20 protein-coding genes and 1 pseudogene are annotated in these 21,088 nt (G+C 63.6%); 8 read left to right on the top strand and 13 right to left on the bottom strand.

From position 1 onward, the window contains the following. Nucleotides 1–15: 15 nt before the first annotated feature. From OVA12_RS18055 to OVA12_RS18040, 4 genes are all read left to right on the top strand, one after another. Nucleotides 16–1,137, top strand: coding sequence for a LacI family DNA-binding transcriptional regulator (locus OVA12_RS18055; RefSeq protein ID WP_268139752.1), 1,122 nt, complete (start codon nt 16–18; stop codon nt 1,135–1,137). Nucleotides 1,138–1,239: 102 nt separating this feature from the next. Next, nucleotides 1,240–1,695 carry an Rrf2 family transcriptional regulator gene (locus OVA12_RS18050; RefSeq protein WP_106753985.1) on the top strand — a complete coding sequence of 152 codons (456 nt, stop codon included), beginning with the start codon at nt 1,240–1,242 and terminating at the stop codon, nt 1,693–1,695. A gap of 686 nt (nt 1,696–2,381) precedes the next feature. Next, nucleotides 2,382–2,576, top strand: coding sequence for a hemin uptake protein HemP (gene hemP / locus OVA12_RS18045; protein WP_268139749.1), 195 nt, complete (start codon nt 2,382–2,384; stop codon nt 2,574–2,576). 99 nt (nt 2,577–2,675) lie between these two features. After that, on the top strand, nt 2,676–3,026 hold the full coding sequence (locus OVA12_RS18040) for a DMT family protein (RefSeq protein ID WP_268139747.1): 351 nt from the start codon (nt 2,676–2,678) through the stop codon (nt 3,024–3,026). 97 nt (nt 3,027–3,123) lie between these two features. Here the strand turns inward: OVA12_RS18040 and OVA12_RS18035 are convergent, their stop codons facing one another. The 6 genes from OVA12_RS18035 to kynB all read right to left on the bottom strand — a co-directional run bounded on the left by OVA12_RS18035 (nt 3,124) and on the right by kynB (nt 8,553). Then, the gene (locus OVA12_RS18035; protein ID WP_268139745.1) at nt 3,124–4,329 is read right to left on the bottom strand and encodes an ABC transporter substrate-binding protein; all 1,206 of its coding nucleotides are present in this window, start codon (nt 4,327–4,329) and stop codon (nt 3,124–3,126) included. Between the two features lie 145 nt (nt 4,330–4,474). Further along, the gene (locus OVA12_RS18030; protein WP_268139743.1) at nt 4,475–5,458 is read right to left on the bottom strand and encodes a branched-chain amino acid ABC transporter permease; all 984 of its coding nucleotides are present in this window, start codon (nt 5,456–5,458) and stop codon (nt 4,475–4,477) included. Between the two features lie 13 nt (nt 5,459–5,471). Next, on the bottom strand, nt 5,472–6,344 hold the full coding sequence (locus OVA12_RS18025; RefSeq protein WP_268139741.1) for a branched-chain amino acid ABC transporter permease: 873 nt from the start codon (nt 6,342–6,344) through the stop codon (nt 5,472–5,474). Nucleotides 6,345–6,356: 12 nt separating this feature from the next. After that, entirely contained in the window at nt 6,357–7,064 is a 708-nt protein-coding gene (locus OVA12_RS18020) for an ABC transporter ATP-binding protein (RefSeq protein WP_268139739.1), read from the bottom strand. Next, nucleotides 7,061–7,831 (bottom strand): ABC transporter ATP-binding protein, encoded by a 771-nt coding sequence (locus OVA12_RS18015; RefSeq protein WP_268139737.1) that lies wholly within the window; start codon nt 7,829–7,831, stop codon nt 7,061–7,063. The genes OVA12_RS18020 and OVA12_RS18015 overlap by 4 nt, the downstream gene beginning before the upstream one ends. A 92-nt stretch (nt 7,832–7,923) precedes the next feature. Further along, a complete protein-coding gene (gene kynB / locus OVA12_RS18010) occupies nt 7,924–8,553 on the bottom strand; it encodes an arylformamidase (RefSeq protein WP_268139736.1) in 630 nt (209 codons plus the stop codon). A 608-nt stretch (nt 8,554–9,161) separates the two neighbouring features. On the opposite strand from kynB, the gene OVA12_RS18005 reads away from it, so the two are divergent. After that, nucleotides 9,162–11,246 carry a putative bifunctional diguanylate cyclase/phosphodiesterase gene (locus OVA12_RS18005; RefSeq protein ID WP_268139734.1) on the top strand — a complete coding sequence of 695 codons (2,085 nt, stop codon included), beginning with the start codon at nt 9,162–9,164 and terminating at the stop codon, nt 11,244–11,246. Nucleotides 11,247–11,325: 79 nt separating this feature from the next. Here OVA12_RS18005 and kynA read toward each other — a convergent pair whose 3' ends face one another. Together kynA and kynU are read right to left on the bottom strand one after the other, a co-directional pair. Beyond that, the gene (gene kynA / locus OVA12_RS18000) at nt 11,326–12,165 is read right to left on the bottom strand and encodes a tryptophan 2,3-dioxygenase (protein ID WP_268141411.1); all 840 of its coding nucleotides are present in this window, start codon (nt 12,163–12,165) and stop codon (nt 11,326–11,328) included. Nucleotides 12,166–12,187: 22 nt separating this feature from the next. Beyond that, entirely contained in the window at nt 12,188–13,417 is a 1,230-nt protein-coding gene (kynU, locus tag OVA12_RS17995; protein ID WP_106753975.1) for a kynureninase, read from the bottom strand. A 159-nt stretch (nt 13,418–13,576) separates the two neighbouring features. Between kynU and OVA12_RS17990 the strand changes: the two genes are divergently transcribed. From OVA12_RS17990 to OVA12_RS17980, 3 genes and pseudogenes are all read left to right on the top strand, one after another. Then, a complete protein-coding gene (locus tag OVA12_RS17990) occupies nt 13,577–14,293 on the top strand; it encodes a GntR family transcriptional regulator (RefSeq protein WP_106753974.1) in 717 nt (238 codons plus the stop codon). 156 nt (nt 14,294–14,449) lie between these two features. Beyond that, nucleotides 14,450–15,833: pseudogene (locus tag OVA12_RS17985) on the top strand (L-serine ammonia-lyase). Between the two features lie 52 nt (nt 15,834–15,885). Continuing rightward, nucleotides 15,886–16,287, top strand: a complete 402-nt coding sequence (locus OVA12_RS17980) for an MAPEG family protein (protein WP_268139729.1) — start codon at nt 15,886–15,888, stop codon at nt 16,285–16,287. A 5-nt stretch (nt 16,288–16,292) separates the two neighbouring features. Here the strand turns inward: OVA12_RS17980 and OVA12_RS17975 are convergent, their stop codons facing one another. The 5 genes from OVA12_RS17975 to OVA12_RS17955 form a co-directional block, all read right to left on the bottom strand. Continuing rightward, nucleotides 16,293–17,339 carry a P1 family peptidase gene (locus OVA12_RS17975; protein WP_268139727.1) on the bottom strand — a complete coding sequence of 349 codons (1,047 nt, stop codon included), beginning with the start codon at nt 17,337–17,339 and terminating at the stop codon, nt 16,293–16,295. Nucleotides 17,340–17,421: 82 nt separating this feature from the next. Continuing rightward, a complete protein-coding gene (locus OVA12_RS17970; protein ID WP_268139725.1) occupies nt 17,422–18,504 on the bottom strand; it encodes a TRAP transporter substrate-binding protein in 1,083 nt (360 codons plus the stop codon). 266 nt (nt 18,505–18,770) lie between these two features. Beyond that, entirely contained in the window at nt 18,771–19,388 is a 618-nt protein-coding gene (locus OVA12_RS17965; protein ID WP_268139723.1) for a GntR family transcriptional regulator, read from the bottom strand. A gap of 41 nt (nt 19,389–19,429) precedes the next feature. After that, the gene (locus tag OVA12_RS17960) at nt 19,430–20,500 is read right to left on the bottom strand and encodes an anhydro-N-acetylmuramic acid kinase (RefSeq protein ID WP_268139721.1); all 1,071 of its coding nucleotides are present in this window, start codon (nt 20,498–20,500) and stop codon (nt 19,430–19,432) included. 91 nt (nt 20,501–20,591) lie between these two features. Continuing rightward, nucleotides 20,592–21,017: a globin family protein gene (locus OVA12_RS17955; RefSeq protein ID WP_268139719.1), complete on the bottom strand. Its 426-nt coding sequence runs from the start codon at nt 21,015–21,017 to the stop codon at nt 20,592–20,594. Nucleotides 21,018–21,088: the final 71 nt, after the last annotated feature.

Here is a 21,088-nt window from a genome sequence, read left to right as displayed (position 1 = left end):
TGAGGGCGATAGACCATGCAGCGGATCACCATTCACGATGTGGCGAGGACGGCCGGCGTCAGTCTGGCAACCGTTGACCGGGTCCTGAACCGGCGCCCCGGTGTTCGGGCTGCGACGGTCGAGCGGGTCGAGGCGGCCGTGAAGGCCCTCGGTTACACGCCCGATGTCTTTGCCGCCAATCTTGCCAAGCGCCGGCTCTATCGCCTCACTTTCCTGATCCCGAACGGCCCGAACGCCTTCATGACCGACCTGCGCCAGGAGGCCGAGCGCATCGCCTCGCGCGTTGCCGGCGAGCGGGTCGCCCTCACCGTTCAGGACATTGATGCCTTTGACAGCCATTCCGTCGCCAGCACGCTCGCCCTGCTGGATCGCACCGGCTGTGACGGGGTCGCCGTCGTCGCCCCCTCCTCGCCCGAGGTTCGGGCCGGCATTGACAGGCTGACCTTGCGCGGCGTTCCTGTGGTGACGCTGGTGTCGGATCATCCGGCCTCCGCGCGCGCGCATTTCGTCGGCATCGACAACATGGCCGCCGGCCGCGTTGCCGGGCGCCTTCTCGGCCGCTTCCTCGCCGGCAACCGGCAGGGGCACCGGGCGCGCATCGGCTTCATTGCCGGATCGCTGGGCCTGCGTGACCACGCCGAGCGCCACGGCGGCTGCCTCGAGGTTTTTGAGGAGCTTTATCCGGACTTCGAGCCCGTCCGCGTCCGTGAAGGCCGCGACGACAATGACCGGACCTATGATCTCACCCGCAAGCTGCTGGTCGAGCATCCTGATCTGACCGGCCTCTACAACATGGGTGCCGGCAATCGCGGCGTCATTGCTGCGCTCGAGGAAAGCGGCCGCGCTGGCGAGATCACCTTCATCGCCCATGAGCTGACGCCTTACACACGATCTGCGCTGGAGCGCGGCACGATTTCAGCGCTGATCGCGCAGGATCCAGGCCATGAGATCCGCAGTGCCGTGCGGGTGCTGAAGGCGCTTATCGACGGGCAGCCGATCCTTGATGCCCAGGAGCGGATCGGCATCGACATCTTCCTGCCGGAGAACCTGCCGCCGGTCGATGGCGCCCGCAAGGCAGACAAGACCACCACCGTCGATGCTGCCCCGGCCGCCCTGCCACGGCGCAAAGCCGGCTGAAACCGGCGCTGCCACGCCCTTTCGTCCTGCCAAGGCGAAATTTGAGCCTCCGGCTCACCATGCCCATTGACGCAAGGGCCGGCAGTGGACATATCTAAACCTATGCGCCTTACTCAACAAACCAACTACGCCGTTCGCACGCTGATGTACTGCGCTGCGAATCCTGACCGGCCCAGCAAGGTGGCTGACATCGCCTCTAGCTTTGGCATGTCCGAAACGCATCTGTTCAAGATCATGAAGGTCCTGGTCGATGCGGATCTCATCAAGACCATTCGCGGTCGCAACGGCGGCATCACGCTCGCCCGGCCCGCGGAAAAGATCACGATCGGCGAAGTTGTCCGCGCTGCGGAAGACTCGTTCTATCTGGCCGAGTGCTTCAACTCCGGCCGCAAGGATTGCCCGATCCTGACCACCTGCGGCTTCAACGGCGTGTTGCACGAGGCGCTTGAGGCTTTCATGGATGTGCTGGACCAGAAGACGATCCATGACATCTCCGAGAATCGCCTCGACCTGCGCCAGCTGCTGCACATTGACGAACCGATGGCTGCCGCCAGCTGACGGCGAAGGGTATTGCTCGAGCTTCGTTCGAACGCCGGTCATCTGACCGGCGTTTTTTGTTGGCAGATACGATTTGGAGTTTGCATCGCTTTCTCTGTCGCCCCGGGCGGAAGCGCAGCGACGACCCGGGGTCTACTCGTTCGCAGAGCATTCGAAGTGTCAACAAGGCAGCAAACAACCGCGTCGACGACAGTTTCTCCGGTGGGCGACGCGGTGGTACCCGCATCTCTGCTCTGGAAACGAGTTGGCCCCGGCTCTCGCGTTGCTCGGCCGGGGTGACACCGTCGGGATTTTTGAGGCAGTCAATGCCGATCGGTGATTACCGCTGGCAGCAGGTCCCTGATCATTCGTCGTGCAAAACGAGACATCATCGCCTCGCTTGACCATGACTTTACAATATCAGGAGTTTGGGTTGGCACCTGTCAGTCAAAACCTGTCCTGCAGGCTTTCCAAAAATACCGGGCTGGCTTGCCGTTTGAGGGAGAGGAGAAAACAGCTGGCTTGCCTGGCATTTTGACTGATGGTCAGTCCTGCCTGGGGCGACGGGCCGGAGGACGCGATTTCCGGGGCGCCGCCGTTCAGGCCTTGTCTTGGTACTTTATTCTGAGTATTAGAGTCAAGTTATTTGTTGCGAGCCACTCGCAACTTGGAACGTCTCTAAACTCTTGAAGCATCGGGGAAATCAGATGGCAGAAGCCAATCCGCGCCAGGCAAAGCTCACACTTCCGTCGCTGCGCAAGGCCGCGGCACCGCGCGAGGACAATGGCCAGCTCGACAGTTCCGCCTTGTTCCGCGGCAATCGCGAGATCCGCATCCGCCACAATGACGAGACATACCGCCTGACCATCACGAAGCTCGGCAAGCTGATCCTGACCAAGTGAGGGTCCCTGTCCGGGTGGCAGTTGCCGCCCTGTGGCGAAAGGGCTAGGAGCTGGTGAGATGGCGGAGACGTCCGCCGGTCTTGCCATGTGGAACCAGCCATGTCCTCTCTTCCCGTCCCGGTCGCGACCATCGGCCTGCTGCTCGCCTCGAACATTTTCATGACCTTCGCCTGGTATGGTCATCTCAAGTTCAAGGGATCAGCCCTGTGGCTGGTCATCCTGGTGAGCTGGGGCATCGCCTTCTTTGAATATTGCCTGCAGGTGCCGGCGAACCGGATCGGTCATGGCTATTTCAGCGCGGCCGAGCTGAAGACGATCCAGGAAGTCCTGACGCTCGCTGTCTTTGCGGTCTTTTCGATCTTCTATCTCGGCGAACCGATGCGCCTCAACCATCTCATCGGCTTTGCGCTCATTGCCGCCGGCGCCTGGTTCGTGTTCCAGAAATGGTGAGTGGGTCCAGGCAAAACGCCGACCGCCCCCCGGAAAATGAAAACCGGCGGCCCCTTTCGAAGCCGCCGGTCCAGATATAATTCGCCTGAAGGGCGGATTACTTCATGTCAGCCATCTTTTCGAAGCCGTTGGCGCCGACCTTGAACAGGGCGTACACGCCCGGGACGTCGCCAGCCGCGTCGAAATTGTAGGTGCCAGCTGCGCCCTTGTAGGTGATCGGCTTGCCAGCTGCGATCAGCTCCTTGGCCTTTGCCCACTCGCCCGGCTTGATGGCTTCGCCATCGGTCGAGGACGTGATTTCGCGCAGGGCCTTGGCAACCTTGGTCTTGTCGCCGCCGGCCTTCTCGATGGCCAGAGCCATCAGGAAGGTGGCGTCGTAGGAGGTGGTCACGAAGACTGCATCCGGATCACCGCCGACGTCCTTGAAGTTCTTCGCGAAGACTTCGAGCGAATCGGACTTCTCACCGACCGGAGCCGAGGTGATGAAGGTGCCCAGGTTGTTGGCGCCAAGTTCCTTGATCGGAGCATCGGACTTCATGCCGTCAGCGCCGACGTAGTTCTTGAAGAAGCCGTTTTCCAGGGCTTCGCGCAGCATGGTCAGGCCGCTGCCATCACCGTAGTCGAAGATCACCAGGGTGTCGGAACCGCCCTTGGCGAGTTCTGCCAGGTTGGAGCGGTAGGAGGCCTTTTCGCCTTCGTGTGCAGCGAATGCGGTGATCTTGCCGCCATTTGCTTCGAACTCGGCCTTGAATGCGTTGGCCAGGCCCGAGCCGTAGTCGTTGTTCAGGTAGGCGACAGCGACGCTGTCCATGCCCTGCGCCTTCAGCGAGCGGGCAAGGGCGCGGCCCTGATAGTCATCCGAAGGAACAGTACGGAAAACCGAGTCGTTGTCCTTCAGGTTGCTGATTTCCGGCGAGGTGCCCGACGGGGTGATCAGCGCGATGCCGGCCGGGATGGCGACGGAGTTGGCAGCCGCAATCACGGCGCCCGAGCAGTGCGGGCCGACGAGGCCGACGACGCCGTCAATGTTGACAGCCTTGGTCGCGGCGTCGGTGCCGTTCTGCGGGTTGCAGGCGCTGTCGCCGGTGACCTGCACCAGCTTTTCGCCCTTGCCGATGCCGCCCTGGGCGTTGACTTCGGTGATGGCCATTTCAGCCGAGAGCAGCATGGCCGGTGCCATGGCCGCGATCGGGCCGGTGATGCCGCCGAGGAGGCCGATCTTGACGTCGGCCTGTGCTGCCGTGCCGGTGAGCGCGGTGGCTGCCAGGAGCGAACCGGCGAGTGCCAGAACCTTCTTATTCATTTCCAAACCTCCACTTTTGTTCCGGGAGCTGTTGCCCCTCTGCAGGAGGTGCCGGCGCGCCGGCCTCCTCCCAAGCGATGTCGGTTCCCTTGTGTCCGGGAACCTTTCCCTGATGCGGCCTGGCTTGCCGGCCGCATCGAAGCTGTCAAAGCCCCTTCTGCGACCGGGCTTCGGCCACCGGACGGCTCGCGCTGCGCGTGCCGCCAAGCGGTTCCGGCAAAAGCCCTTCCGGACGATAGCGCAGCACCAGCTGCAGCATCAGTCCGATCAGAAACACGCGAACGTATTTCGCCTGAACCGCATATTCATGCGGGAGCCGGTCGGTTGCAATCTCTGAAACGGACCAGATCGTCCATACAACCGCCGTCCCCAGGATCGCACCCCGGTTGTTGCCCGAGCCGCCGAGGATCAGCATGATCCAGACGAGGAAGGTCGCAACCATCGGATCGATGGCTTCCGGCGTGATCGAGCGGTTGAAATGCGCGAACAGCGCCCCGCCGAGGCCCATCAGCGCCGCGCCAAAGATGAACGCCTGCTGCCGGCGGAAGGTGATGTCCTTGCCCATCGCCGTTGCCGCGACTTCGTTGTCACGCACGGCCCGCATCATGCGGCCCCAGGGGGCGTTGTACTGGCGCTCGACCGCGAAATAGACGATGGCCAGCACCAGCAGCACGATGGCGAGATAGGCGATCTGCGACTGCACGTAGGGCAGGTCACCGAACGGACGCGGAATGTTGTTGATGCCCTTGGCGCCATTGGTCAGCACGTCTTCCGACTTGATGACCAGGCGGATGATCTCGGCAATGCCGATCGAGGCAATGGCCAGATAGTCCGAGCGGAAGCGCAGGCAGACCTTGCCGATCGGCCAGGCGATCAGCGCGGCGGCCACCATGGCCCCGACCCAGCCGACAACGGTCGGCAGCTCGAAGCCGCCGATGCGTCCTTCTGCATAGGGGCTCGTCAGGATCGCAGAGGTATAGGCACCGACGGCGAAGAAGCCGGCAATGCCTGCGTTGAAGAGGCCCGAGTAGCCCCACTGGATGTTGAGCCCGAGGGCGAGGATGGCATAGATGCCGATGAAGACGCCCATGAACAGGGCATAGTTGGCAAGTCCCAGAACCAGTTCCATTTCCCGCCTCCCCTCAGAGCACCTTGCCGCGCAGCAGACCGGTCGGTCGGACCAGCAGCATCACGAGCAGGATCGCAAAGGCCATGGCGGCCTTGTACTCGCTGGGCAGAACCAGCACGGACAGTTCCTCGGCAATGCCGACGATCAGGCCGCCAAGCACGGCGCCCTCGACCCGGCCGACACCGCCCAGGATCGCCGCCGCAAACATCGGCAGCAGCATGGACCAGCCCATCATCGGCTTCAGTTCAGTGTTGAGGCCAAGGAAGACGCCGGCCGCAGCGCACAGACCGCCGGAGATGACCCAGGTCAACATCACGACCTTGCGGTTGTCGATGCCCGACAGCAGAGCGAGGTTCGGGTTGTCAGACATGGCCCGCATCGCCTTGCCCCACTTGGAGCGGCTGAGGAACATCTGCAGGCCGACCACCAGGGCGATCATCGCGATCACGGTGTAGATTTCGCGGTCGCGCAGGCGCAGGCCGAAATAGTCCTCCGGACGCACCAGACCGCGCGAATAGGTCTGCGTGTCAACGCCCCAGACCACCTGCACGATGGCACGGATCATCAGCGCAATACCAAGCGACGACATCACGGTGATGATCTTCGGCCGTTCGCGGAAGGCGTCATAGAAGACCCGGTCGATCCCCACCGCGACAGCGGCCGTAAGGAGGATGACGAAGGGCAGCGCGGCCATCACCGGCATGCCGAGCAGCTGCACCATGGCAAGCGCCAGGAACGCGCCAAGCGTTGCCAGATCGCCATGGGCCAGATGCGCATAGCGCAGGATGGCAAAGACCAGCGTGATGCCGACGGCGCCCAGGGCATAGATCGACCCCAGCACGATGCCCGGGACGATGTAGAAGTTGAGGAAATCAATCACGGTCATGGGTCGTCCGCCTCATCCGCCGAGGAACATGTCAGCGACCTCACGGTCGGCGAGGAGCTCTGCGCCCGTGCCTTCATGGCGATTGGCGCCCGAGGCGAGCACATAGCCGCGATCGGCGAAGGCAAGCGCCTGCTTGGCGTGCTGCTCCACCAGCAGGATCGCGACGCCCGTGTCCCGGACATCCCGGCTGATCTGGAAGATCTGTTCCATGTACTTGGGCGACAGGCCGGCCGTCGGTTCGTCCAGCAGCAACAGCTTCGGATCGAGCATCAGGGCCCGGCCCATGGCCACCATCTGGCGCTGACCACCCGAAAGGTTGCCAGCCAGCGTCTTGCGCCGTTCCTTGAGATCCGGGAACAGCGTGTAGATGCGGTCATACCCGGCGCTGAGGTCGCCCTTGCGCAGGAATGCCCCCATTTCGAGATTCTCGTGGATGCTCATCTCGCGGAAGATGTTGTCCACCTGCGGCACATAGCAGATGCCCCGCTGGACGATGCGGTTCGGCGCCCAGCCGGTGATGTCATCGCCATCAAAGCGGATCGAGCCGCCGCGAATGTTCAGGAGGCCGAACACCGCCTTCATTGCCGTCGACTTGCCGGCCCCGTTCGGGCCGACGATAACGACGATCTCCTTCTCGTGCACGACCATCGACACGCCCTGCAGGATGTCGGCCTCGCCGTAACCGCCGACGAGATCCTGCATGTTCATCAAGACGTTCATGCAGCATCTCCCTGGGTTTCGCCGAGATAGGCTTCCAGCACCCGGGGATCGGACCGCACGGTCTGGAAGTCACCGGCGATCAGCACCTTGCCTTCCGCCATGCAGACGACGGGGTCGCAAAGCTTCTCGATCATTTCCATGTCGTGTTCGATCAGGATGAACGTGTAGCCGCGCTCCTTGTTGAGGATCTGGATCTTCTCCTCAAGCTTGCGCAGCAGGGTGCGGTTGACGCCGGCGGCCGGCTCGTCGAGCAGCACCAACTTGGCGTCGGTCATCATGGTACGGCCGAGTTCGAGCAGCTTCTTCTGCCCGCCGGACAGGTTTCCGGCACGAACATCCGCGACATGGGTCAGTTCCAGGAATTTCAGCGTTTCGCGCGCCCGGGCTTCGACCACCCTTTCCGCGTCGCGTACCTTGCCCCAGCTGAGCCAGTTGGCGAGCAGGCTTTCGCCAGGCTGGGCCGGCGGCACCAGCATCAGGTTCTCAAGCACCGTCAGGCGATGAAACTCGTGCGGGATCTGGAACGTGCGCACAAGGCCGCGATGGAACAGCTCGTTGCTGGGCAGCCCGGTGACATCCTCGCCCATGAACCGGATCGTGCCGGCCGTTGGCGGGAATGCACCTGCGATCAGGTTGAAAAGTGTCGTCTTTCCCGCCCCATTGGGGCCGACGAGACCGGTAATCGTGCCCTCCCGGACACTGAAGCTGCATTTGTCGACGGCCCGGAAACCACCGAACTGCTTCACAAGCTGGTCAAGCTCCAGCATCTGCCCATCCCCGTCGCCGGCTTTTGCCTGGCGTCTTGTTGTTATCGTGTCTTCACCTGGCTGACGCTCGCTCCCCACGAGCGCCACCCGCCTCAGTCCAAGGGTCTCAAAACCGCTCGCACAGGCGCCGCATCCAGCCCTTCTAACGGGATGGGCAGCGCAATCAACTCATATTCACCTTCCGGAACTTTACTTAGGTCAAGATTTTCCAGGATTCGCATGTCATGGCGAAAAACTGCCCTATGGGAAGGCAGATTCTTGGAAGTTTCTGGATCGACCGATGGAACGTCCACGCCGACAAGCCGGACCCCCTGCGCAGCCAGCAGCTCGACGGTTTCGGGCGCCAGCGCGGGGAACCCGGTCGGCCAGACATCAGGATCAAGACCGTCCGTCAGGCGCAGCAGAACGCGCGGCGGCACGCCATCGAGCCGCCCCGACAGCGCGTCGGGACCGACCAGCTCGCCGCGTCCGCGCACGTCGATGACGCGGGCCGGACCGATGTAGTCATCCAGCGAAAGCTGATCGATGGAGGCCGCATCTTCGGCATAGTGCAAGGGCGCATCCGCGTGGGCGCCGCAATGGACGGACATGGAGAACGCAGCGACATTCACCGGACAGCCAGGCCCCATGCTGAAGGTCTGGCGCGCCTCGAAACGGGCGTCGCCCGGAAAGACCGCCGAAGCCGGCCGCAGTGGCGGCGTAATGTCAATGATGCTGCGCAAGAGACCTCCCATCCCCACTCAGGCACGTGTCGAACCCGCGTTCCACGCACGTTTATTGCTCTGACCAAGATAATATATAATTTTGCCTCTGCCGCAACGCGGGAATCGATTTGGCGTTTCGAATCCTGTTCAACACGCCAGCGCACAACTTTTAGGCGCTCATTGGTTGCGCAATCAGAACTACTCTGTCGACACTATGCGAAGATGCGTTCATCACCAGCCGTGTATATTCGGCTTAATGAAACCCTTAGCTCGGCGATGAAAGATTGTATTCAATTCCCCGAAAGGAGGAATGGCTATCTTGTCAGCTCGACATCACACACACCCGCCGCCGCAAGATCTTTCGACTTCAGCAGTAAGGCCCAATTTCTCTAAACAGTTACGGCTATATTTACAAAATATTAACCATCAGCGTTAAGTCTTAAACCACACTTTTTTCGCAAAGTTGCTGACAACAGGTGCAATCCGGGATTGAGGCGTGACGGTGCAGCGCGACATGACAGCCAGCGGGAAATTCCGAACGTTGCATGTCGCAATCCTGCGCCGGCCGAGGATTGTCGCGCCCCAAGGCCCCGTGTGGTCATCGATCTTCCCGAAGGCAGGATGACATGGCGCTTCCCGAAGCTGACAGAGACCTCCTGGACACAATCGACCCGCGCGAGCTGATGGCGCAGGTGGATCGCATCGCCACGGCGATGTGGGTGTTTGACTTTGAGCGCAAGCGCATCGTCTGGGCCAATCAGAGCGCCCTCGACGTATGGAGCTCTCCCAGTCTTCAGGACCTGCGCCGGCGGGATCTGGGCGCGGACATGTCGCACGCCGTTGCCGAGCGGCTGATGCAGTATCAGGCCGATTTCATCCGCAGCGATGCCACCTTCTCGGAAAACTGGACAATCTACCCGAACGGGATCCCGAAGACGCTGCAGGTCGTCTTTCGTGGCCTGAGATTGCGCGATGGGCGCATGGCGATGCTGTGCGAGGGAACCGTCAATCACGACATCCGGCCGGAAACCCTGCGCAGTGCCGAGGCGCTGCTGCACACGCCGGTGATGATCTCCCTGTTTTCCCGCAACGGCGCCCCGCTCTACCGCAACCCCGCTTCACGTGCCTCGCAGATCGATGCGGACCTGACGCTTCACAACCGGCTGGTGGACACCACGGTCGCCGATGCCCTGACCGGCGCGCTGGACTATGGCTCCGACTGCAAGGTCGTCGCGCAGACCCGCACCAGCCGCGGCATTCGCTGGCATGAGATCACCGCCCGGGTGTGCCGCGATGCGGTGACCGGCGTTCAGGCCTATCTCATCAGCGAGATCGACGTGACGGAGCTGAAGGAAACCCAGGAACGGGCGCGCTTCTTTGCCGACCACGACATCCTGACCGGCCTGCCAAACCGCGTCTTCCTGCAGGCGCATCTGCCGAAGATGATCGACACGGCAGTCAGCGACGCGCAGAACCTCTACCTCTATTTCATCGATCTCAACGGCTTCAAGACCGTCAATGACACGCTGGGTCACGCCGTTGGCGACCTGCTGCTGAAGGCTGTTGCCGGTCGCCTTTCAGGCTTTGTCGCCGAACGCGGCACCGTTGCAAGGCTCGGCGGCGACGAGTTCCTCGTCTGCATTCCCGACCGCACCGGCACGCTCAATCCGCAGGAGTTCGGACGCCAGCTCATCGATCTCTTCCTTGAGCCGATGGACATCGCCGGCCACGTGCTGCAGACGACCTTTGCCGTTGGCCTCAGCATCTGCCCGGATGACGGGGTGGACATGGACACCCTGATGCGGCACTGCGACCTGGCGCTGTTTGAGGCCAAGAACGACAAGTCGAGCAAGGTCACCCCCTTCTCGATGGATCTGCGCCAGCGCCTTGAAGAGAAGGTCACCCTCGAGAAAGACCTCTGGCGCGCCCTCGAGCGCGACGAGTTCGTGCTCTACTACCAGCCTCGTCTCTGCGTGAAGAGCGGCGCGATCGTGTCAGCGGAAGCCTTGATCCGCTGGCAGCATCCCGAGCGGGGTCTGCTGGGCCCGGGCTCCTTCATTCCGGCCTGCGAGGAGACCGGGATGATCATCGATGTCGGCGAGTGGGTGTACCGCAATGTCGCCCGCCAGCAGACGCAGATGCAGGACGCGGGCATCGACATTTCCCTGTCGATCAACCTCAGCCCGCGCCAGTTCTCCGATCCGGACCTGATCACCAAGATCCTGCGGCTGCCCCTGGACACCGGCTGCAATCCGGAGCGGCTCGGCTTCGAGATCACGGAATCGGTGCTGCTCGGCGACAGCGAGATGATCCGCACCGCGCTGAAGCGGATGAAGAAGCAGGGCTACCAGATCATCATCGATGACTTTGGCACCGGCTATTCCAACCTCGCCTATCTGCAGAAATATCCCATCGATGTGCTGAAGATCGACCAGACCTTCATCCGCGATCTCAAGAATACGGCCCCGATCACACGGCTGATCGTGTCTCTCGGCAAGGTGCTGAACGTCAGGATCGTTGCGGAAGGCGTGGAGCTGGGCGAGCAGCTCGACTGGCTGGTCGAAAATGGCTGCGACGAGTATCAAGGCTTCTATTTCAGCCGCCCGGTGCCCTACGACGACTTCCTGCGGCTCTATGAAACCAATCGCGAGCGCCAGGACATGCTGGCGCGGATGCGGGACGGCCAGGGGCTGAGGGTGCTTCGCTCCTGACCGCCCACGCGGCGGATGTGCAGGCGATGGGCCGGGCACTTCCACATTTCAGGCTCCCCGTAATTACGGGGCCCCGTCGTTACAGGTCGGCGCGCAGCGCCCACAGTTCGGGGAACAGCACCACGTCCAGCATGCGCTTGAGGTAATTGACACCGCTGGTGCCGCCCGTACCGCGCTTGAAGCCGATGACGCGTTCCACCGTGGTCACATGGTTGAAGCGCCAGCGCCGGAAATAGTCCTCGAAATCGACCAGCTTCTCCGCCAGCTCATAGAGCGACCAGTAGCGCGCCGGATCGCGGTACACCTCGATCCAGGCCAGGCGCACGCTTTCGTCCGCCTGATAGGGCGCCGACACATCCCGCTTCAACGCCGCATCCGAGATGGCGAAGCCGTTTCGGGCCAGCAACCGGATCGCCTCGTCATAGAGGCTGGTGTCCTGCCGGATTGCCTCAAGCCAGGCATAGACCCCGTCCACATGCTCATGCGGGCGCATCATGGCGGCATTCTTGTTGCCGACCATGTACTCGATGGCCCGGTACTGGAACGACTGGAAGCCCGACGACTGGCCCAGCGCATTGCGGAACGTGGTGTAGTCGCTCGGCGTCATGGTGCGCAGCACATCCCAGGCCGAGTTGAGCTGCTCGAAGATCCGCGCGACACGTGCGAGCTGCTTGAACGCCGGCTGAACGTCATCCGCGGCGATCCGGGCCTTGGCGACGGTGAGCTCGTGCAAGGCCAGCTTCATCCAGAGTTCCGATGTCTGATGCTGGATAATGAACAGGAGTTCGTCATCTGCCGTCGACACCGGCTTCTGCGCCGACAGGATCTTGTCCAGCGAGAGATAGTCGCCATAGGACATGCGGCCGTCGAAGCTCATCTGGGCTCCGTCGTCTGCCGGATCATAGGCCTTCGGGGCCATGGGGCATTTGGCGTCGCTCATCTCAGGTCACCTTCGCGCGGGTCTTGTACTCGGGCCGGTCCCAGGCACGGGTGGCCAGGATGTCGGCGAGGATATCGACGGCAGCGACCACGTCGGCGTGGGACACGTAGAGCGGCGTGAAACCGAAACGGACGATGTCGGGCGCGCGGAAATCGCCGATGACGCCGCGCGCGATCAGCGCCTGCATCAGGGCATAGCCTTCATGGAACCGGAACGACACCTGGCTGCCACGCATGTTGGCGTCACGCGGGCTGGCGAGTTCCAGGCCTTCGCAGCGGCTTTCCACTTCCCGGATGAACAATTCGCACAGCGACACCGACTTGGCGCGCAGCACGTTCATGTCGACATCGTCGAACACGTCGAGCGCGGCTTCCAGCGCGGCCATGGACAGCACCGGCGGCGTTCCAACCTTCATCTGGTCGATGCCATGGGCCGGGCGATAGTCGAGATCGAAGGCGAACGGCGCATCGTGGCCGTGCCAGCCGGCCAGCGGCTGATGCGCCACGCCCTGGTGGCGCTTGGCGACATAGAGGAAGGCCGGAGCGCCCGGACCGCCGTTCAGATACTTGTAGCCGCAGCCGATGGCGAAATCCGCCTCGCAGGCATCCAGCTCCACCTGGAAGGCACCGGCGGAATGCGCCAGATCCCAGATGGCGATGGCACCGGCAGCATGGGCGCGCTGGGTCAGATCCTTCATGTCGTGGCGGCGGCCGGTCCGGTAATCGACCTGGGTGATCATCGTCACCGCGATGGTCTCGTCGATCGCGCCGGCCACGTCTTCGGGTGCCACGAGACGCAGCTCATGCCCCTTGTCCAGCAGGTCGCGCAGACCCTGCGCCATATAGAGGTCGGTCGGGAAATTGCCGGTGTCCGACAGGATCACCTTGCGCTCCGGCCGCAGCGCCAGCGCAGCGGACAACACCTTGAACAGGTTGATCGAGGTGCTATCGCCCGCCACCACCTGTCCGGGGGCCGCACCGACCAGCCGGCCGATACGGTCGCCGATGCGGTTCTGCATCTCGACCCAGCCATGGGCGTTCCAGGCGCGGATGAGGCTGGTGCCCCATTCCTTGCGGATGACCTCTTCGATCCGGGCCGGCACATGCGCCGGCAGAGTGCCGAGCGAGTTGCCATCGAGATAGATCACGCCTTCCGGCAGATCGAAGGCCGCACGCTTGGCCGCCAGCTTGTCTCCGGCGTCGAGCGGGTGAGTGGTCAAGTGGCTGGTCATATGCGCTCCTCGAATTGCCCTTGGCTTGTGCGGCGCGGTCTTCCGCTCCTGAGTGGCAGAAAGCTAACAGGCGCCCGCGCCTCGCGCAACATGATTATATATAATTTGACGCTTGATATATTTTGAAGCACGTATGAATGACCGCCATGGGAGACATTCATGCCCAAGACTGAGGATGCGTATCTCGCACTTCGGGCCGCCATCCTTGACTGCAGCCTGCCGCCGGACGCCCCCTTGACCGTCTCCAGCCTGAAGGACCGTTTCGGCTTCGGCTGGACGCCCTTGCGCGAGGCGCTGTCGCGGCTGGAGGCCGAGCGCCTGGTGGTCCTGGCGCCAAACCGCGGCTTCCGCGTCGCCGGTGTATCTGCCGAAAGCCTCAAGGATCTGCAGGAGGCACGCCTGGCGCTGGAGACACGTCTTCTGGCGCGGTCGATTGCCGAGGGTGACGACGACTGGGCGGCGGCCGTGGTCGCGGCGCATCACCGTCTTGCCTCCACGCCAACCCCGGCACCGGACGCAGGCCTGACTGAGATCCATCTCTGGGAAACCCGGCATGACGCCTTCCACGCCGCACTTCTGGCTGGCTCCAAGGCACCCTGGCTGACGCTGTTCGCGTCCCAGATCTCGGCCCAGCTGCGCCGACACCATCGCAACATGCTGAGCGCGCCCGACGTGCGTCAGCAGATGATGGACGACAGCGACGGCACCATCCGCGCCACCTACGAGGCGACCCTTGGCCTTGCCCATCACACGTTGCTGATGGAAGCAACCCTGGCTCGGGATTCGGATCTCGCCGAACGGCTCCTGACCGAACATGTCGGCTTCTCGAAAGCCGTTTACGAAAAGCTCTGGCCCACGCCGCCGAAGAAAGCCTGAACCACTCCGCCAGCGGTCCGCATTTACGACCTCGAAATGGTGCGAAACCGGCACGGCCGGACAACCCGTCTTTCTGCCGGGTGACGGGAGCACAAAATATGGGCATGATCCGCCCGCGCCGGGCAGGACCCGGCGGCGCACAGGCAGCGGAAATCCATGTTCATCAGCGTCTTCGACGTCTTCAAGATCGGTCTTGGCCCCTCCAGTTCCCACACCGTTGGCCCGATGGTTGCGGCCGCAAGGTTCCTGTCCGCCATTGATCCGCTGCCGGCAGCAGCCGCGCGGGTCCAGGTCCGGCTGCACGGGTCTCTCGCCTTCACCGGCAAGGGCCATGCCACCGACCGGGCCATCTGCCTCGGACTGATGGGCCAGGTTCCCTCCCGGCTGGATCCGGAAGAGGTGGAGCCGATGCTGGAGCGCCTCGCGCGCGACAAGGAGATCAAGGCACTCGACGGCACGATCCTCGCCTTTGATCCGGACACAGACCTGATCTTCGACTTCGGCCCCGCCCTGCCGCTGCACTCCAACGGCATGGTGTTCAGCCTTCTCGACAGCGCGGGTGCCGTGCTCACCGATCTGACGCTCTATTCCATCGGCGGCGGTTTCATCGCCAGCGCCGAGGAAATCAGCCAGAGCCGGTCCGGCGGCAACGATCTTGCACAGCAGGACGTGCCCTATCCCTTCCCCAACGCGGCCACGATGCTGGAAATGGGCAAGGCCTCCGGCCTCACCATCGCGCAGATGAAATGGGCCAACGAATGCGCCGCCCGTCCGGCCGATGAGGTGCAGGCCGATCTCGACCGCATCTGGGCCGCGATGAATGCCTGTATCGACCGTGGTCTGAAGCAGGACGGCATTCTTCCAGGCCGGCTGAAAGTAAAGCGCCGCGCCCGCGCCATTCACGAAAAGCTGCTCGCCGACCACGGCACCAACTCGCCCTTCAAGCATACGATCATGGACTGGCTCGGCGTCTATGCCATGGCGGTGAACGAGGAAAATGCCGCCCGGCGGCCGGGTGGTCACCGCCCCCACCAATGGCGCGGCCGGTGTCATCCCGGCGGTGGTGCGCTACTACCTCGACCATTGCCCCAACCCGGATCAGGCCGGCATCCGCACCTTCCTGCTGACCGCTGCGGCCATCGGCGGCATCATCAAGGCCAATGCCTCGATTTCCGGCGCCGAAGTCGGCTGCCAGGGGGAAGTCGGCTCGGCGTCCGCCATGGCCGCCGCGGGGCTTTGCGCGGCGCTTGGCGGCACCAACGAGCAGATCGAAAACGCCGCCGAAATCGCGCTAGAGCATCACCTGGGCATGACCTGCGACCCGATTGGCGGGCTGGTGCAGGTGCCCTGCATCGAGCGCAACGCGGTTGGTGCGGTCAAGGCCGTGACGGCGGCCTCGCTCGCCCTGCGCGGCGATGGCACCCATTTCGTACCGCTCGATGGCTGCATCGAGACGATGCGCCAAACCGGGCTGGACATGACGGAAAAATACAAGGAAACCTCGACCGGCGGCCTCGCGGTGAATATCGTCGAGTGCTGACCGTGCGGATCCGTCCGCATCCTGCCACTCGTCCCCTGCTCCGGAGGTCGCCTTGGATTCCCTGCTGCTGATCGTCACGCCCGTCTATGCCGCGCTGCTGGCGCTGCTGTTCCTGTATCTCTCGTTCCGCGTGATCAACCGGCGCAAGGTCGCAAGGGTCGCCCTTGGTCATGATGGCGATGCCGATCTGACCCGCCGCGTCCGGGTGCATGCCAATTTCGCCGAATATGTTCCGTTCTCGCTGCTGCTGCTGGCCCTGTGCGAGTTGCAGGGCGCGCCTTTCGAGCTGCTGCACCTGTTCGGCGCCGCGCTGCTCGCCGGCCGCATCAGCCATGCCTATGGCGTGTCCCAGACGGCAGAAAACCTGAAGTTCCGCATGGCCGGCATGATCGCCACCTTCGGCGTGATCGCCGCCACCGCGCTCACCAGCCTCTATCTCGCCGTCTCCGGCTGACACGCTCAAACAGGCGGCAGCACCAGTCCTTCAAACCGTGATGGCTTCATGCGCCCTGCATCGAAGCCATCCATGCTGCCAGCGGCCAGCAGCGCATTGAGGATCGCCTCTTCCGCCGCCTCGATCGCCGCCTCGAACAGCGGCGAGATCTGGTCATTGCCGATGCCGCCGAAGGGCGCCAACCCGGCCCGGCGATCCGGCGTCAGGCGCAGGCTTTCGGCGGTCGTGAAGGCCAGTGCATAGTCGCCTGACCCGTTGGACAGGGCCGCGCCGGTTCGCGCGAGACCGCCAAAGCTGCGTGCAGCAAGGCGCTTCAGGTTGCGCGGACACAGCGGTGCATCCGTTGCCAGAATGAGGACAATCGACCCGTCCACATCGGCGGTCGTCATCGTTTCAACCGGCACGCCATCGATGCGCAAGTCTCCGCCATAATTGGCCTGCACCAGCACGCCGAGCGTTGCCGCACCATAGCCTTTCACCTCGACCACGCGCGATGCCGTGCCGATGCCGCCCTTCAGCCCGAAGGCAACCGTCCCGGTTCCCGCACCGACGGCACCTTCCGCCACTGGTCCACCGGATGCAGCGGCAATGGCCTCACCGATTTCCCTCGAAGTTGGCCGCCCTGCGCGGATGTCGTTGAGGCGGCTGTCGTTGGTCTCGCCGACGACCGCATTGATCGAGACCACGCGCTCGTTGCCGGCAAGCCCCAGCAGATGCGTGTGGATTGCCTCGATGGCCCGCCCGGTCGCCAGCGTGTTGGTCAGAACGATCGGGCTCTCCAGCTCGCCCAGTTCCTCCATCTGCGTCGACCCGGCGAATTTGCCGAAGCCGTTCAGCACTGCAAACCCCGCCGGCACCTTGTCCTGAAACAGGTTGCCGCCGTGCGGCAGGATCGCCGTCGCCCCGGTGCGGATCCGGTCGCCCTCGATCACGGTCCTGTGGCCAACCAGAACGCCCACCACATCCGTGATCGCATTGAGCGCTCCCGGAGCAAAACGGCCAATCGAGCGGCCAAGATCGCGCAAGCGCGGGCGGATGGACGGGTTGGACATGGTCAATTCCATTCTGCTCAGACAGGAAAGGCGGCGGGATGCTGACCATCCCGCCGCCTTCCGATTGGATCAGATACGCGGCTTACGAACCCCAGACAGCCGCACGGTCGGCATACATCCGGCCTTCCATCGCCTTGGTATAGGCCGAGCACTGCTTGATGTAGTCGACATAGGCACCGTGGATCTTTTCCGACATCGGGTCGCCTTTCGGGAACGCCTCGAGCACCTCCTGCGAGGCCTTGCCCAGCGCCGCTACCACGTCTGCCGGGAAGGCCGAGACCTTGGCGCCCTTGGTCACCAGATCCGCCAGCACGCGCGTGTTGTTGTAGCGGAACTCGGCAATCGTATCCTCTGCCTGCGCCTTGGCGGCGCTGGCGAAGATCGCCTGCAGCGTCGGGGACATGTTGCCCCAGACGTTCTGGTTCACCATCATTTCCAGCGCCGGTCCCGGCTCATGGAAGGCCGGCAGGTAGTAATAGGGCGCAACCTTGTAGAGCCCGAGCGCCACATCGTTCCACGGACCGACGAATTCTGCCGCATCGACGACGCCGGACTGCAGGGCCGGATAGATTTCCGGGGGAGGCGTCAGCACGGTGTTGACGCCCAGCTTGCGCATGACATCGCCGCCAAGCCCGGCAATGCGCATCTTGAGGCCGGCCAGATCATCGAGCTTCTCGATCGGCTTCTTGAACCAGCCACCCGCCTGCGCGCCGGAGCCGCCGGCATAGAAGGACTTCACGCCAAACGGCGCATAGGCCTCGTCCCAAAGTTCCTGACCACCGCCATAGGTGATCCAGCCGGACAGCTCGGTCTGGTCAAGGCCATAGGGAACGGTGGTGAAATACATCGCCGCGCGCACCTTGCCGGCGTGAAAATAGGGCGCCGTATGGCCCATGTCGGCCGCACCGCTCGACACCGCCGAGAACACCTCGAACGGAGGAACCAGCTCGCCGCCGCCGTAATAGGTGATCTTCACCTTGCCGTCGGTCATGCCCTCGATGCGCTTGGCCAGCTTCTCGGCACCGGTGCCAACGCCCGGAAAGCCGCGCGGAAAACCGCCGACCAGTTTCAGGTTCAGCGTCGCCTGGGCAATGGCGGGCGCTGCCAGCAGCGGGCTGGCGGCAGCGGCAATCGCACCGGCTTTCAGGAACTCACGACGTTGCATGCTGTTCTCCTCCCCGTCTTCGCGGTTGTGGCTGCAAGATTAACCACCCGGACGGCGATTTGGCCAGATGCCACGTCAAAACAAACAGGGTGCATTGCGGTGGGGAGGCGTCTGCAGGCAAGCCAAAGCACAATGACCCGTTGCGGCCAGCGACAGCCGGCACACGACATTGATCGAGGCCTATCGCTCCCCTCCCCCTCGTGGGGAGGGGGGCTGAGAGGTTCCAGCAAGATCCCGACAATCGCAATCGCTGCCCGCAGCCCGCCTCAGCTCTTCTTCAGCCGGGTCTTTTCCGCCCGTTCGATATGGCGGCGGGCGAGGGTTTCGGCGGCATCGGAGTCCCGTTCCGCGATGGCCCGCACGATGGCCGCGTGTTCCTCGACGGCGGTTTCCCGGCGCTCCGGCGTGTCCAGCGTGGTGCCGGCCATCAGGATCATCGACAGGCGCAGGTGATCGATCAGGCCGACGAGATAGCGGTTGTGCGAGGCAAGATAGAGCCGGCGGTGGAACTCACGGTTGGAGCGCACCAGCGAGGCCTCGTCGGCAATGCGCTGCCGGTCGGCCTCCACCAGGTCCTGCAGAATCTCGATCTCGGCGTTGGAGGCATGCTGGGCTGCGAGCCGCGCGGCCGTGCCTTCGAGCACTTCGCGCATGTAATAGACTTCGGAAATCTGGCCGTGATCCAGCGTCGGGATCACCATGCCCCGGTTCGGCTCGTGCACGGCAAGCCCCTGCGCCTCCAGCCGTTTCAGGCCTTCGCGGATGGGCGTGCGGCTGACGCCGAAGGTTTCGGCAAGGTCTGCCTCGCGCAGCCGGTCGCCCGGCTTCAGCGTGCGGTCCTCGATGGCCTCGACGAGACGCTTGTAGATCTCTGCTCCGTTCATGGCACCCTGTCTAACCGGTGTCCCGCCCATTGAAAAGCGCCTCAGCGCGGCCGGTACAGCCGCCCGCCAATGACGGGCTCGCGGGCGCCCGTTGTTGCCGGATAGCTCGTCGGCAGTCCGGCCATGAACCTTGCCCCAAGGAAAGCCATCGCCTGTGCTTCCAGGGCGTCGCCGTCGATGCCATGCGCATCGGCGTCTTCCACCTTGCCGGCAACACGCTGCGCCAGCTCCGCCATGATGGTCGGATTGCGCCGGCCGCCGCCGCACACGACCCACAGCCTGGGCTCGCGCGGCAGAAGAGCCACCGCCCGGGCGACGGCTTCCGCCGTGATCGCTGCCAGCGTTGCCGCACCATCCGGCAGGCTCATGCCCTCCACCCATTTCAGCGAAAAGGCATTGCGGTCGAGCGACTTCGGCGCCGGCTGGGCGAAATAGGGATGCGTCAGCGCCACCACCAGCCGCGCCACATCCACATGGCCGCCCGATGACCAGCGGCCATCCCGGTCAAAGTCGTCAACACCGGAGCGGCGGATGAAATCATCCAGCAGCGCATTGCCCGGGCCGACATCGAACGCCAGCAGGTCCACACCATCGATATAGGTCAGGTTGGAGACGCCGCCGATGTTGAGGAAACACATGGGCTGGCGCAGCTTGCCGGCGAGGGCCTTGTGAAACACCGGCACCAGCGGTGCGCCCTGCCCGCCCGCTGCCACATCCGCCTGGCGCAGATCACCGATCACCGGCAGGCGCAATGCGTCGGCCAGCTGCTGCGGATCACCCAGCTGCACGGTTTCGCCCGCCGAAGGATCATGCCAGATCGTCTGGCCATGGAAGACGACGAGATCGGGACGTGTTCCCGTCTCGGCCCGGAACGTGGTGATGGCCGCCGCGTGGTCCTCGGTGATGGCTGCCGCCAGAGCCGGCCAGCCGCTGCGGTCAGCAGGGCCTGCCGCGATGCTGGCGAGGATCGCCGCGCGGGTTTGCGGCCGGTAGGCCAGCGTCCGCGCCAACCCTGTTGCCTGCAGCCGCTCGCCATTGGTCTCGATTTCAGCAAGGTCGATCCCGTCAGCGGAGGTGCCGCTGATTGTGCCAAGTACCGTCAAGGGGTCCATGATGTCTCCGGAAATCGGCCGCGCGGCACCATCCGCGCCCGGCGGAGAAGCCTAGCCAAATCCCGCAGTCTCGCCAAGTCGTGAGCGCCCTTCAGGCGTGCTGATGCGGCTTGTAGTTCGAACTGGCGATCATCACATCGGACAGGACCGTATAGGCCGACACCCAGGCCGCGCGGACTTCCGGGGTGAACTCATCCCCGAGGTGAAGCTCCAGCGTCTCGATCAGCGCCTGTCCCGCCGCCTGGTAATGGTGTTCCTGCACGCCATAGCGGACATGCCGCTGAGCCAGGGCTTCGAGGTCAGGCAGGATCAGATGCAGGCTGTCCAGCGAATCCACCACGCCGGTCAGCGCTTCGAGCAGCTTTCTTTCCTGGGAGCGCATGTCGCCCTTGAACAGGGGTTTCAGCCGCGGACAGTGCTCGAACAGCCGCTCGTAGAACGTCGTCATTGCCACATCGGCCACCGGCACGACCTTGGCAAAGCTCTCCTGAACCAGATGCGCATTCGATAGCGTCATGTGCTCCTCCGCGATGATCGCCTCGCCACGTTCCGTTAGGTCATATCCTAGTCCTCAATCCTTACCCATTT

Origin of the sequence: Pannonibacter sp. SL95 (genome assembly GCF_026672425.1) — a bacterium.
GTDB lineage: Bacteria > Pseudomonadota > Alphaproteobacteria > Rhizobiales > Stappiaceae > Pannonibacter.
This window is presented reverse-complemented; position numbering and strand designations above follow the sequence as displayed.

Coding starts and splice junctions, on each gene's coding strand:
- OVA12_RS18055 (WP_268139752.1), top strand. CDS start 16: ATGCAGCGGATCACCATTCACGATGTGGCGAGGACGGCCGGCGTCAGT.
- OVA12_RS18050 (WP_106753985.1), top strand. CDS start 1,240: ATGCGCCTTACTCAACAAACCAACTACGCCGTTCGCACGCTGATGTAC.
- hemP (WP_268139749.1), top strand. CDS start 2,382: ATGGCAGAAGCCAATCCGCGCCAGGCAAAGCTCACACTTCCGTCGCTG.
- OVA12_RS18040 (WP_268139747.1), top strand. CDS start 2,676: ATGTCCTCTCTTCCCGTCCCGGTCGCGACCATCGGCCTGCTGCTCGCC.
- OVA12_RS18035 (WP_268139745.1), bottom strand. CDS start 4,329: ATGAATAAGAAGGTTCTGGCACTCGCCGGTTCGCTCCTGGCAGCCACC.
- OVA12_RS18030 (WP_268139743.1), bottom strand. CDS start 5,458: ATGGAACTGGTTCTGGGACTTGCCAACTATGCCCTGTTCATGGGCGTC.
- OVA12_RS18025 (WP_268139741.1), bottom strand. CDS start 6,344: ATGACCGTGATTGATTTCCTCAACTTCTACATCGTCCCGGGCATCGTG.
- OVA12_RS18020 (WP_268139739.1), bottom strand. CDS start 7,064: ATGAACGTCTTGATGAACATGCAGGATCTCGTCGGCGGTTACGGCGAG.
- OVA12_RS18015 (WP_268139737.1), bottom strand. CDS start 7,831: ATGCTGGAGCTTGACCAGCTTGTGAAGCAGTTCGGTGGTTTCCGGGCC.
- OVA12_RS18005 (WP_268139734.1), top strand. CDS start 9,162: ATGGCGCTTCCCGAAGCTGACAGAGACCTCCTGGACACAATCGACCCG.
- kynA (WP_268141411.1), bottom strand. CDS start 12,165: ATGGCCCCGAAGGCCTATGATCCGGCAGACGACGGAGCCCAGATGAGC.
- kynU (WP_106753975.1), bottom strand. CDS start 13,417: ATGACCAGCCACTTGACCACTCACCCGCTCGACGCCGGAGACAAGCTG.
- OVA12_RS17990 (WP_106753974.1), top strand. CDS start 13,577: ATGCCCAAGACTGAGGATGCGTATCTCGCACTTCGGGCCGCCATCCTT.
- OVA12_RS17975 (WP_268139727.1), bottom strand. CDS start 17,339: ATGTCCAACCCGTCCATCCGCCCGCGCTTGCGCGATCTTGGCCGCTCG.
- OVA12_RS17970 (WP_268139725.1), bottom strand. CDS start 18,504: ATGCAACGTCGTGAGTTCCTGAAAGCCGGTGCGATTGCCGCTGCCGCC.
- OVA12_RS17965 (WP_268139723.1), bottom strand. CDS start 19,388: ATGAACGGAGCAGAGATCTACAAGCGTCTCGTCGAGGCCATCGAGGAC.
- OVA12_RS17960 (WP_268139721.1), bottom strand. CDS start 20,500: ATGGACCCCTTGACGGTACTTGGCACAATCAGCGGCACCTCCGCTGAC.
- OVA12_RS17955 (WP_268139719.1), bottom strand. CDS start 21,017: ATGACGCTATCGAATGCGCATCTGGTTCAGGAGAGCTTTGCCAAGGTC.